The sequence below is a fragment of the Brachybacterium endophyticum genome (assembly GCF_003130585.1).
GTDB classification, from domain to species: Bacteria; Actinomycetota; Actinomycetes; order Actinomycetales; family Dermabacteraceae; genus Brachybacterium; species Brachybacterium endophyticum.
In genome coordinates, this window is record NZ_QFKX01000002.1 from 520,339 (window position 1) to 531,949 (window position 11,611).

Below are 11,611 nucleotides of genomic sequence, written 5' to 3' on the forward strand. Positions count from 1 at the left end.
AGGAAGTCGGTGGCGGGCGCTGCGGGTCCTCGACGGCGCCGTCGAGGACGCGCCACGCGGTAACGGTTGCGTCGCGGGGCCGACAGATCACCCACCGAAGGCCGACGGGGAGCACAATGGGGTCACCGGCGAGGATGCCGGGACGACCGTCAGGCCCTGCGACGTGGCGCAGGTGATGGAAGGAAGTGGTCCGCCGTGAATGCCCATCCTGACCAGACCGGTGACGCGCCGAGGCCCAGCGGTGACGCGCACCGGGACAGAGGCCCCCGTCAGATCGTCGTCGGCGTGGTCGACGAGAGATCCCGGGCGGTCATCTCCGTCGCTGCGCAGTACGCGAAGGCCTTCCACGCGACGCTCACCTGCGTGTACGTGGAGTCGACGATGCTCGCGCTCGGTGAGACGCCGCAGGGGTCGCTGTACGCCGCCGGACTCGCCGCGGAGATCGACGACCCCGTGTTCCCCGATGACCTGCGCGACGTGGTGACCGAGGGCGTGGGGGGGACGCCCGTGGAATGGAAGGCTGTCGCGCGCCGCGGCACCCCGACCGTCGAGCTCCACGAGGTGGCCGAGGACGTCGACGCGCTCATGTTCGTCCTCGGCACCCGCAAGCCGGGCCTGCGCGACTCGATGCGCGAGTTCATCAACGGTTCGGTCGCGACCCAGCTGTCCCATCGGCAGGTGCGGCCCGTGGTCGTGGTGCCGCTGTGCGTGGTCGGCCACGACGACGACCTGCCGTGGATGGACGACAGCGAAGGGTGAGGCCACGGGGACCGGCTGATGCCGTCCGACCGGCTGATGCCGCTGACCGCGTGCGCTAGCGTGAGTCGCGTGCGCCGAGTTCTCGGCGCCCCTTCCTGGACCAGGAGACGTAGCCGTGAGCAGTCCAGCCCAGCCCGTGAACCCCTCCAGCGGCCCGCAGGGGATGGGCGGCACCACGCCCGCGACGAACCCTGGCGCGAAGCCGCCCGGCACCGGCATGAAGAAGGCCGGGCTCATCCTGCTGATCCTCGGCATCATCGGGTTCGTGATCGGTGTCGTGGTCCTGGTGGTCTCGATCATCGGGGTGGTCGGCGTCGCCAAGAAGGTCGCCGACGAGAGCACCACGTTCACGGGCACCACGACCCTCCAGCTGGAAGCCGGCAAGGACATGCAGGCCTACAAGGTCCAGGGCGAGAGCACGCCCTCGTGCATCATCGTCGGAGCCGACGGCACCGAGCCGGAGACCGGGACGATCTCGGCGAGCAGCTCGACCCCGGCGGACGGCCAGCAGTGGGAGTCCTTCGGCTCCTTCACCGCCAAGACCACCCAGGAGTACTCGATCACCTGTGACGGTGACCAGGAGGTCATGGTCGCGCCGCCGTTGTCGGTCGGCGGCATCCTGGGAGGGGTCGGCGGCATCGTGGCCAGCGTGTTCGTCGGTGTCGTCGGATTCCTGCTCGTGGTCACCGGTGTCGTCCTGCTGATCGTCGGGCGGAACCGCATGAAGAAGGCTGCGGCGCCTGGCGTCTGAGGGCGGATAGTGCGTGCTCGAGGCGAGTTCCTCCCGCCCGACATGATCGCGCTGGGGGCGTCCGGGATGAGCGTCGCCGGCCGGTAGGATGGTCGGGCCCGCTTCGCGGGTCGGGGCCTGTAGCTCAGTTGGCAGAGCATCGGACTTTTAATCCGCGGGTCGAGGGTTCGATCCCCTCCGGGCCCACTGGTCAGAGCTCATTTTCGGCGACACCATCGTGTCCTGCGGAGTGGTTTGACAGCAACGTGGTAGCGATTCCGGCTCGCTTGACGGGGGAGCACGCCTGCCGGCCGCGTTCGCGGGACGAGAGCGATACCCGCGATGAGAGTCTTGCGGGAACGGCAGTCCGGGGTCGGGGCTGATTCCACCGCACGGCAATCTTCGGGATCGAATTTTCTCTGTGGGGCATCGGTCAGTTGCTCTACGGCGAAGTTTGGGCGCGCGCTCGGAATCTGGTTACCTGTTGGGTTTTTGCAGACCGCAAGCAATCGCGCTGGGTTGTGGTCCGGTGCAGCACGATTCCTAGCTGGGTGCGGACGCTCCGCAGACGTCGGTGGCCTTCGTGGGCGCATCGCAGCTGCCGCCGAGGTCGGTGGTGCACACGCCGGTCTCGGGCAGTTCGAGGTGGACCGCGTCTGCTGCGTCGCGGTCGCCGGCGAGAGACGCTGCGATGGAGCGGACCTGCTCATAGCCGGTCGCCATGAGGAACGTGGGGGCGCGTCCGTAGCTCTTCATGCCGACGATGTAGAAGTTCTTCTCGGGGTGGGCGAGGACTCTTTCCCCGTGAGGCTCGACAGAGCCGCAGGAGTGGAACTCGGGGTCGATGAGCGGTCCCAGTTGGGCGGGGGCCTCGACCGCCGGGTCCAGGTTCAGCCTGAGCTCGGAGAGCATCCTCAGTTCAGGACGGAACCCGGTCGCAGGCACCAGCACGTCCACAGTGACCTCGCGCTCTCCGTCCGGGGTCACCGCGTGAACGGTAAGCGCGTCCTCGCCGGAGAAGCGGGTGATGGTGAAGGAGGTGAGGACCTTGATGCGTCCGGAGTCGACCAGCTCGCGCAACTGGGAGCCGAGCGCTCCTCGGGCCGAGAGCTCGTCCTGTTCACCGCGGCCGTAGACGCGAGTGAGGTCCGCGGTGCGGACGGCCCAGGTGATCACGGTGGTCGAACCCAGTTCTGCGAGGTCCAGCAGGGTGTTCGCGGCCGAGTGGCCAGCGCCGGTGACCATCACGCGCTTGCCGGCGACACGATCGCGATCACGACCCAGCACATCCGGCAGTGGCGGGGTGATGCGGCCCGCAGCGACGGCCTGTCGTTCACCGGGGGCGAGGAGACCGGCCTGGCCCAGCGGGTTAGGGGTGGACCAGGTGCCAGAGGCATCGATGACGGCGGAGGCTAGGACGTCTTCGCTGTGTCCGTCAGCGGTCTCGGTCCGGATGAGGAAGGGGGTCTCCTCCCGGCGTGCGGTACGCGTCCTGTCCATGCCGGCTCGGGAGACGGCGGTGACGCGTGCGTCGTAGCGGATCGACTCGGCGAGCTGCGAAAGCTGGGCGAGGGGTTCAAGGTACTGCTCGCGCAATTCGTGACCGGTTGGCAGGGCGTCCACGTCGGGAGCGGTCCAGCCGTCGGCCTCGAGGAGACGCCGCGCGGCGGCATCGAGGTTGTACTGCCACGGGGAGAAGAGGCGTGTGTGCCCCCAGTCGGCGATCGCTGCTCCTGCTGCGGTCCCGGCCTCGAGGACGAGGAACGGCAGGCCACGCTCGGAGAGGTGGGCGGCGGCCGACAGGCCGATGGGGCCAGCGCCGATGACGACGACGGGATGCGAGCTCGTTGCGGTTGTCAGCATGATGGGTCTCCTTGCTGCGGGTGCGGTCAGTTCGCGGTAGGGGTGAGGTCGTTCATGAGTGCGCGGACGTGGGCGTCGATGTCGTCCCGCACCAGGCGCATACGCTCCATCCCTTCGATGCCCCGATGGGAGGGCTCATCGGTGTGCCAGGTGGTGACCGGCGCGGTCATCCCCTCGACGGGTTCGATGACGGCTTCGCCGCCGATGACGATCACGTGGTCGACGCTGCGCAGCAGCTCGGGGGTCACCGGCTGCGGGACGGCGGAGGACATGTCCGCGCCGACCTCGGCGATCGCCTCAGCGGACTGGGCATTGATGGCGGTGCCGGGGCGGGTGCCGGCGGAGTGCACCTCGACGGCATCTCCGGCGTGGTGGCGCATGAGGGCGGCCGCCATCTGGGACTTGCCGCCGTTCTTCACGCACACGAACAGGACTGCGGGGCGTTTCGCGGTCATGGTGACTCGAACTCTCTGCTGGTTCATCGGGTGGGAACGGTTGGGTCGCCTGGGAAGAGCCGGCGGCCCATCGCGAGAGCGACGTAGACGAGGGCGACGAGGACCGGGACCTCGATCAGGGGGCCGACGACGCCGGCGAGGGCTTGGCCGGAGGTGACGCCGAAGGTGCCGATGGCGACGGCGATGGCGAGCTCGAAGTTGTTGCCTGAGGCGGTGAACGCGACGGTCGTGGACTTCGCGTAGTCGAGGCCGATCGCGCGGCCGAGCAGGAAGGACCCCAGGAACATGACCACGAAGTAGACCAGCAGGGGCAGGGCGATGCGGGCCACGTCGCCTGGGGCGGAGAGGATCGCGTCGCCCTGGAGGGCGAACAGCAGCACGATGGTGAACAGCAGCCCGTACAGCGCCCACGGGCCGACCTTCGGGAGGAACCGCTCCTCGTACCAGGTCCGGCCCTTCGCCCGCTCCCCGAGGACGCGGGTCAGGAACCCGGCGACCAGAGGGATCCCGAGGAAGATCAGCACGCTGAGGACGATCGCGCCGATCGAGAACTCGGCCGACGTGGTCGGCAGTCCCAGCCACGACGGCAGCGCCTGGAGGTATAACCAGCCCAGGGCACCGAAGGCGATCACCTGGAAGACGGAGTTGATCGCGACCAGCACGGCGGCAGCTTCGCGGTCACCGCAGGCGAGGTCGTTCCAGATGAGCACCATCGCGATGCAGCGCGCGAGACCGACGATGATCAAGCCGGTCCGGTACTCCGGCAGGTCGGCAAGGAAGATCCACGCGAGGCCGAACATGAGGGCCGGTCCGACGAGCCAGTTCAGCACCAGCGAGGTCACCAGCAGGCGTCGGTCAGCTCCGATTCTCCGGGTCTCGTCGTAGCGGACCTTCGCCAGGACCGGGTACATCATCACCAACAGCCCGATCGCGATGGGGAGGGACACAGACCCGATCTTCACCGCCTCCAGCGCGGTGTTCAGGCCGGGGACGAACCGCCCCAGCAGGAGTCCCACGGCCATGGCGGCCAGGATCCATACCGGGAGCCAGCGATCGAGGAAGGACATCTCCTTCATCACGCGCGGTTGCTCCACGTCCTTGGTGGTCGTACTCATCAGACCTCGGCACCTTCCATCGACGGTTATCGATGAGTACGCTATGTTCCACATCGACGACTGTCAATGTAAGGTGGGGGCATGACCACGACGACCGACGCCACAGCCACCGGACTCGCGGCGAGGACCGGCTCTGAGGAGTGCTGCACGCTGTCCGCAGGTCCGGTCGACACCGTCGACGCCGAGAGGATCGCCTCCCTGTTCAAGGCGCTGTCCGACCCCACACGCCTCCGGCTCCTCTTCCACGTCGCCGCCCAGGGCTGTGAGTCGGTCTGCGCGTGCGATCTCACCGAGCCGCTCGGCATCAGTCAACCCACCGTCAGCCACCATATGAAGAAGCTCGTCGACGCCGGCCTGCTCACGCGCGAGCAGAAGGGCCGCTGGGCCCACTACTCCGTCGTCCCGTCAGCCTTTGCCGAACTCCGCGCGTTCCTCGACATCGCCTGAACCTCACCCCCGGTCGGGAGGCTCCCATGACCGCTCGCCCCAGCGTCTTGTTCGTCTGTGTCCACAACGCCGGTCGATCCCAGATGGCAGCCGGGTGGCTGAGGGAGCTCGCCGGGAACCGCATCGAGGTCCGCTCCGCCGGGTCTGCGCCCGCCGACTCGATCAATCCCGCAGCGGTGGAGTCATGGCGGAGGTCGGCATCGAGATCTCCCACCAGAAGCCGACGATCCTCACTCTCGAATCCGTCCAGGCCTCCGATGTGGTCATCACCATGGGATGCGGCGACGCCTGCCCCTACTGCGCGGGCAAGCGGTACGAGGACTGGAAACTCGAGGACCCAGCCGGCAAGGGCGTCGCGGAAGTCCGCCCGGTGCGCGACGAGATCCGTACCCGCATCGAGGAGCTCATCGGCAGCTTGCTGTCCCGCGAGCCACTCGACATTCGAGTCCAAGGTTGAGGAAAGCCGAGCGCACGTGTGACTAGGGCTTCTGGAGACACCATCCCCAAGGAACAGATGCCGACTCGTCTCGAACACCTCTTGACAGCAACGCTGACAGCAACGCGATGGTGTCCGTCGCGCTTCGGGTAGCAGTACGAGCCCTCTGACCTGCTTGTATACGCTCTGCGGCCGATGCTCTGGCGGACTTATAATCCGCGGGTCGAGGGTTCGATCCCCTCCGGGCCCACCGTCATCGAGCATGCGATGCGCGCGTCGGTCGTTTTACTCGTCGCGGTATCGACTCGTGCCGCCCGCGGCCTCTAGGGTTGACCTGTGAACGAACAGGCTAAGGAAGACTGCTCAGCGGGTGGGCTGAACGTGCTCCTCGTGGCGGATCCCGGCGTGCCCACCGCGCGAGCTCACTCGGTGAAGGACGATCTCGAGCATCTCCTCGACGAGGCCTTCAACCCACCGATCGAGCTGCGCACCCATACCGCGACGCTCCGCCTGCGTCCGGACAACTCCCTGGACCTGCGCGACGCGGTCCAGCTCGCCGAGGACTACGAGCGCACCGACGTCATCCTGCTGCTGACGGAGATCCCTCGTCTGACCGAGGGGAAGCCGCTGATCGCGGAGATCTTCCCCGACGAGCAGGTCGCGGTCATCTCGTGCCCGACTCTCGGGGCCTTCGCCAGCCGGCGACGGATCCTCCACACCCTGATGGACTGCGCCCTGCGGATGAGGCCGACGGGCGAGGCCCGCGACGCGGCGCGGTTCGGGAAAGGGTGGTCGACGTGGACGGACGCGACCGATGCCGGTGACCACGAGATGCTCCACTCGAAGCCCGTCACCGGCGGGCTCCGGACCGTGCTGGGCATGGTCGCGGGCAACGAACCGAGCAGGACCGCGCCGCGGCTGTCCAGTGCGCTCGCCGCAGCCTCGGCCACCGGCGCCTTCGGCATCTTCTACAGCTCGATCTGGGCGATGTCGACATACCTCTCGTCGCTGCGGCTGGTCGGCGTCGGCGTGCTCGCGATGGTCGCGATGGTGCTGTGGCTGATCATCAGCAACGCGCTGTGGGACTCACCGAAGCGCGCGAACCTCGCACGGGTGGTGCTGCTCTACAACCTTTCCACGGTGATGACCCTGGTCGTGTGCGTGCTCGGGCTGTATCTGGCGTTGGTCGTCCTCATCCTCGTCGGCGGGTTGATCGTCATCGCGCCGGATTACATGGCCTCGATCATCCAACAGCAGCCGACCTTCGGGAACTATCTCGACATCGCGTGGCTCAGTGCCGCGATGGGCGTGGTGGCCGGTTCCCTGGGATCGAGCTTCGACGTGTCGACCAACCTGCGCACGCTCACCCACGGCCAGCGCGAACGCCAGCGCCAATACTCCGAGCAGGACGATGACGAGTCCTCGGGCGGCGAAGAGGTCAGCACGGAGAGTTCCGAGAAGGCCTAGGTGCCTGCGGGGGTGTCTCGCACGAGACCCGTCCCCAGATCGACTTCGCCGTGGGCGTCCAGCCAGCCCAGTGCCTCGTGCACGGCCTCGAACGACGTGTGCTGCGGGTCATATCCGAGCACCTCGCGCGCGAGCTCGATGCTCATCGACGGGCTGCGGGAGACATGGTCGGAGGTGACGTCGGCGTTCCCCTGGCCGACGACGGTACGGAACTCCTCGAAAGACGCGAAGGCGAGCACGGCCTCCCGGCCGAACCACGAGGCGACCTCCTGGGCGTACCCGCGCAGGGTCACCGCGCGCTCCGAGACCACGTGGAAGCTGCGGCCCAGCGCAGCGGCGGGCGCATCGATCGCGCGCTCGAAGGCCTGGGCGACGTCATCGGCGTGCACGTGATGGACCGTCTCCAGTCCAAGGTGGGGGAGCGTGACCGTGGCGCCGGCCGCGAGCGCCTCCCACACCGTGAGGTCGAGGTTCCCTGCGGGATTGATGACGGCCCAGCCGGGTCCGCTGATGTGCCCGGGATGCAGCTCGATCGAACGGAATCCGCTCTGCTCGTACTCGTCCCGCAGGTACGCCTCGATCTCGGACTTTCCGACCCCGTACTGCCCGAATGCCTCACGGGCCTCGTTCTCACGGGTGGGCACCGCCGCGGAGGCGCCGTGCACCCAGATGGACCCGCAGTGCACCAGGAGCGCCCCGGTGTCGCGCAGGGCTTCGACGAGCTGCTGCGCCGCATCGCGCGTGAAGCAGACCAGGTCGATGACGACGTCAGCTCCCAGCTCCGCGATGCGCGTGCCGAAGGTTCCTGCTCGGTCCTCGGCCTCCCGGTCGAGCGTGACCGTCTCGATGCTCTTCCAGGCCAGGTCCTCCCGGTACGGGGCGCGTCGCCCACGGCTGACCGCGACCACGTCGTGGCCTGCGTGGACCAGGCGGGGAACGAGGTATCCGCCGATGTGGCCGGTGGCTCCGATGATGACGACGCGCATTGATCCTCCTGGTGGGCTGCGGTGTATGCAAGGGCCGGTCGCGGGCTGCGGGCCTTCCTGCGGGCCTACCGCCCGGAGTCGCGGGGGGACTGACCCGGAGCGCCCCTCGTCGGAGCGCCCTTCGTCGGGGCGTCCTTGGTCAGGGCGCCCTCGAGCTGGAGGGTGAGATGGCGGCGCCAGTCACCCTCCTCCGTCATGTTCGCGATGGTCCCGCGGGTGACGAGGATGAAGTCCGCGGCCGTGAAGTCCGCCCGGAGGTGACCCTCGGTGACTGCGCGGTCCACGACCTCCGAGACCGCGGCGGAGAACGACTCCTTCTGCTTCTCGATGTCGTCCCAGTGGGCGGGTGTGGGGGAGAGGAGGGCGACGCGGAACGCGACGTCCTTCTCGACCTCCGAGAGGTACCCGAGCAGCAGGGACTCGAAGGCGTCCCCGGCGTCCTCCACCTGCGCGCAGGATCGTGCGAGTTCGGCCATCGCCTCGAACCTGCGCCCGATGATCGCCGCGCGCAGCGACTGCTTGTCGGCGAAGTGGCGATAGAGGGTGCCCACCCCGAGGCCCGCGCGCTGGGCGATCTCGCCCATCTGCACGTCGTCGCCGCGCTCGGCGAAGAGCGCTCCGGCGGCATCGATCACCGCGTCGCGATTGCGACGGGCGTCGGCGCGCAGGGCGGTGTCGGCGGTGGCCATGCCCGACATGCTAGTTGACGGGTGGGGTGTCCGGGTCTAGATTCGGAACCGGAATTCAGGTTCATATTAGGAGGTTCATGATGATCGTCGTCACCACACCCACAGGTCAGATCGGATCCCAGGTCGTCCAGGAGCTGCTCGAGCGCGGCGAAGGGGTGCGCGTCATCGTGCGTGATCCCGCGCGCCTCGCATCCGAGGTGCGCTCCCGGGTCGAGGTCGTCGAGGGGTCCCACGATGACCCCGCCGTGCTCGATACGGCCCTGGGAGGCGCGGACGCACTGTTCTGGCTGATCCCGCCGGGCTCCACCGCACCGAGCGCGGAGGCCCACTACCTCGGCTTCGCCCGGGCCGGCGCCGCAGCCGTCGCGCGCAACGGCGTCACCCGCGTGGTCGGCGTGACGAGCGCCGGTCACGGCTGGCCGCATCCCGCGGGCGTGCTCTCCGCCGCCTTCGCCATGGACGAGGTCCTGAGGTCCTCCGGCGCCGACTACCGCGCCCTGTCCCTCCCGTTCTACATGGAGAACCTGCTGGGGCAGGTCAGCGTGATCAAGGATCAGGGGGTCTTCGCCATGACCTGCGCGGGGGACCGGCTCCTCGCCTCGATCGCGACGCGGGACATCGCCTCCGCAGCGGCGGAGCTGCTCACCGACCCCTCGTGGAGCGGCCAGGAGGACCTCCCGCTGTTCGGCCCGGACCGTCTCACCCCGGACCAGATGGCCGCGATCATCGGCGAGGAGCTGGGGCGCCCCGTGGCCTACCAGCGCATGCCGATGGACGACTTCGCCGCGATGCTCCGCTCGCGCGGGGCGAGCGAGCAGGCGATCACCGACACCACGCAGATGTTCGCCGCCCAGGACGGCGGGATCTACGAGGAGGACTGGAAGACGGCCCGCCTCGCGCGGACCGACTTCCGGACCTGGTGCCGCGAGGTGCTCGCCCCGGCGTACCGGGCTCTCTGAGGCCGTCCTCGCCGTGGCTCCCAGGTATGGGGTCGCACGGGACCACCGGGTGATGTGCACGTCAGGACCGTCTTCCTACGGTCCTCGGCGTGGACATGATTAACGACTTCATTCTGCAGGCCGCGGCCTCGCCGTGGCTCCCTCTCATCATGCTCGCCGTGGCGATCGTCGACGGCTTCTTCCCTCCGGTCCGAGCGAGATCGTGTTGGTCTCGGCGGTCGCCGTGGCGGCCTCGGCCGGTTCCCTGCCGACGATGCTGTTGCTGGTCGCCGTCGCGGCGCTGGGCGCCATGATCGGTGACAACATCGCCTTCGCGATCGGAGGGCGCCTCGGCGCCCTCCGCGGCCGGTGGCTGCGCGGTCCGCGGCTGACGGCGTCGATCGACCGCGCTCAGCAGGGACTGGAGCGACGGGGAGCCTCCTTCCTCCTCACCGCCCGCTTCATCCCCGTCGGGCGCGTGGCCGTGAACCTCGCCGCCGGGGCGGTCGGATTCCCCTGGCGACGCTTCCTCCGCATCAGCGCCCTCTCCGGGGTCATCTGGGCGTCCTACAACGCGGTGATGGGTGTCCTGGCCGGCCAGTGGCTCGCCGACCAGCCGCTGCTGAGCGCTGTCATCGGCACCGGCGTCGCCCTCGCGCTCGGCCTCGTGGTCGACCGGATCGCCTCGCGGCGCCGTGCGTCGGGGGAGTCGACGCCGGTTGCCCGGCCGAACCCGCCGCGACGGGGCCCCGCATCCTCCCGCCGCCTCGCGGGCGGTCGTCACCTCCGCTCGGGCGCCTGGCGCGGAGGGACCCCGGCAGCGGTCGCCTTCGTCGGGCCATGGGGCAGACTGACCGCATGACGGCAGCGACGCAGGCACCTCGCCGCGCCCGCCGCCCGGGGCGCGCTCTGATCGCGCTGGTCGCGGCGGCGGTGGTGCTGTTCTGCGTGCTCGTGCCCGTCCACACTCCACCGTGGGGCGTGCCTGGTACCCGCTGCTGACCTGGCTGCTGCAGGTGCTGCCGCTGTTCTTCATGATCGGGGGCTTCGCCGGGCTGCTGTCCTACCGTCGGCAGCAGGCTCGCGGCGGCACGGCCGCGCGCTTCGTCGCCGGTCGGGTGCGACGGCTCCTGGTGCCTGCAAGCCTCACCGTCGCGACCGTCGCCGTCGGACTCTCCCTGCTCGCGGTGGGCGGCACGGACGCCGGCCTGCTGCACGAGATCGGCCGTCGTTACGGGGAGACGCTGTGGTTCCTGGGTGTCTTCCTGGCGGCCCAGGCGCTGCTGCCCGCGATGGCCGCGCTCCACGACAGGGCCGCGGTCCCGGTGCTGGTGGGGCTCGTGACGGGCGCCGTCGGAGTGGACGCGCTGCGGCTGGTGAGCGGCATCGAAGCGGTGGGGTACCTCGACCTCGCCTTCGTCTGGCTGGCCCTCCAGCAGCTCGGGTTCTTCCTGGCCGAGGGGCGGATCGACGCCCTCGCGCCCAGGACCCGTCTGCTCGGCGCGATCGCAGCGCTCGGACTGCTGGTGGTCACCGTCGTCACCGGGGTGTTCCCCGCGGACCTCATCGCCGCGATGAACCCGCCGACCACGGCGCTGCTCCTGCTCGGCCTCGCCCAGACGCTCCTGCTCTCGCTGCTGCTCCCTCGACTGCGGGCCCTCAGCGACGGACCGCTGCTGGGGCGGCCGTCGACAGGAGCCGACGTCGGCTGCCGGCTGACAGCACG

At 69.2% G+C, this 11,611-nt stretch carries 12 protein-coding genes, 2 tRNA genes and 2 pseudogenes; 11 read left to right on the top strand and 5 right to left on the bottom strand.

Features of this window, described 5'->3' with window-relative positions; all coding sequences use genetic code 11:
* Nucleotides 1-195 precede the first annotated feature (195 nt).
* From DEO23_RS06710 to DEO23_RS06720, 3 genes are all read left to right on the top strand, one after another.
* Nucleotides 196-759, top strand: coding sequence for a universal stress protein (locus DEO23_RS06710; protein WP_165831753.1), 564 nt, complete (start codon nt 196-198; stop codon nt 757-759).
* 115 nt (nt 760-874) lie between these two features.
* Nucleotides 875-1,510 carry a hypothetical protein gene (locus tag DEO23_RS06715; RefSeq protein WP_133249852.1) on the top strand — a complete coding sequence of 212 codons (636 nt, stop codon included), beginning with the start codon at nt 875-877 and terminating at the stop codon, nt 1,508-1,510.
* A gap of 113 nt (nt 1,511-1,623) precedes the next feature.
* Nucleotides 1,624-1,696 (top strand) — tRNA-Lys (locus DEO23_RS06720).
* Between the two features lie 336 nt (nt 1,697-2,032).
* Here DEO23_RS06720 and DEO23_RS06725 read toward each other — a convergent pair.
* Genes DEO23_RS06725 through arsB form a run of 3 tightly spaced genes read right to left on the bottom strand, consistent with a single transcriptional unit; the run spans nt 2,033 to nt 4,922 of the window.
* On the bottom strand, nt 2,033-3,352 hold the full coding sequence (locus tag DEO23_RS06725; RefSeq protein ID WP_109275229.1) for an FAD-dependent oxidoreductase: 1,320 nt from the start codon (nt 3,350-3,352) through the stop codon (nt 2,033-2,035).
* A gap of 26 nt (nt 3,353-3,378) precedes the next feature.
* Nucleotides 3,379-3,807 (bottom strand): arsenate-mycothiol transferase ArsC, encoded by a 429-nt coding sequence (locus DEO23_RS06730; RefSeq protein WP_109275230.1) that lies wholly within the window; start codon nt 3,805-3,807, stop codon nt 3,379-3,381.
* 23 nt (nt 3,808-3,830) lie between these two features.
* Nucleotides 3,831-4,922: an ACR3 family arsenite efflux transporter gene (gene arsB, locus DEO23_RS06735; protein WP_109275231.1), complete on the bottom strand. Its 1,092-nt coding sequence runs from the start codon at nt 4,920-4,922 to the stop codon at nt 3,831-3,833.
* 81 nt (nt 4,923-5,003) lie between these two features.
* On the opposite strand from arsB, the gene DEO23_RS06740 reads away from it, so the two are divergent.
* From DEO23_RS06740 to DEO23_RS06750, 4 genes and pseudogenes are all read left to right on the top strand, one after another.
* Nucleotides 5,004-5,369, top strand: a complete 366-nt coding sequence (locus DEO23_RS06740; protein WP_109275232.1) for an ArsR/SmtB family transcription factor — start codon at nt 5,004-5,006, stop codon at nt 5,367-5,369.
* A 26-nt stretch (nt 5,370-5,395) separates the two neighbouring features.
* Nucleotides 5,396-5,826, top strand: a pseudogene (locus tag DEO23_RS06745) (arsenate reductase ArsC).
* A 156-nt stretch (nt 5,827-5,982) separates the two neighbouring features.
* Nucleotides 5,983-6,055 (top strand) — tRNA-OTHER (locus tag DEO23_RS16070).
* An 86-nt stretch (nt 6,056-6,141) separates the two neighbouring features.
* Nucleotides 6,142-7,272 carry a hypothetical protein gene (locus DEO23_RS06750; protein WP_240613257.1) on the top strand — a complete coding sequence of 377 codons (1,131 nt, stop codon included), beginning with the start codon at nt 6,142-6,144 and terminating at the stop codon, nt 7,270-7,272.
* Here DEO23_RS06750 and DEO23_RS06755 read toward each other — a convergent pair.
* Both DEO23_RS06755 and DEO23_RS06760 read right to left on the bottom strand, forming a co-directional pair.
* Nucleotides 7,269-8,258, bottom strand: coding sequence for an NAD-dependent epimerase/dehydratase family protein (locus tag DEO23_RS06755; protein WP_109275234.1), 990 nt, complete (start codon nt 8,256-8,258; stop codon nt 7,269-7,271). The two genes, DEO23_RS06750 and DEO23_RS06755, sit on opposite strands and share 4 nt — an antisense overlap.
* Before the next feature lie 65 nt (nt 8,259-8,323).
* Nucleotides 8,324-8,947 carry a TetR/AcrR family transcriptional regulator gene (locus DEO23_RS06760; RefSeq protein WP_109275624.1) on the bottom strand — a complete coding sequence of 208 codons (624 nt, stop codon included), beginning with the start codon at nt 8,945-8,947 and terminating at the stop codon, nt 8,324-8,326.
* Between the two features lie 77 nt (nt 8,948-9,024).
* On the opposite strand from DEO23_RS06760, the gene DEO23_RS06765 reads away from it, so the two are divergent.
* From DEO23_RS06765 to DEO23_RS16555, 4 genes and pseudogenes are all read left to right on the top strand, one after another.
* On the top strand, nt 9,025-9,906 hold the full coding sequence (locus DEO23_RS06765) for an NAD(P)H-binding protein (protein WP_240613258.1): 882 nt from the start codon (nt 9,025-9,027) through the stop codon (nt 9,904-9,906).
* 202 nt (nt 9,907-10,108) lie between these two features.
* On the top strand, nt 10,109-10,747 hold the full coding sequence (locus DEO23_RS06770; protein ID WP_240613259.1) for a DedA family protein: 639 nt from the start codon (nt 10,109-10,111) through the stop codon (nt 10,745-10,747).
* Complete coding sequence (locus DEO23_RS16075) at nt 10,744-10,887, top strand: hypothetical protein (RefSeq protein ID WP_165831754.1); 144 nt, start codon at nt 10,744-10,746, stop codon at nt 10,885-10,887. Before DEO23_RS06770 ends, DEO23_RS16075 begins: the two co-directional genes overlap by 4 nt.
* Nucleotides 10,860-11,534, top strand: a pseudogene (locus tag DEO23_RS16555) (acyltransferase family protein); the annotation flags it as partial. The gene DEO23_RS16075 and the pseudogene DEO23_RS16555, both read left to right, overlap by 28 nt.
* Nucleotides 11,535-11,611: the final 77 nt, after the last annotated feature.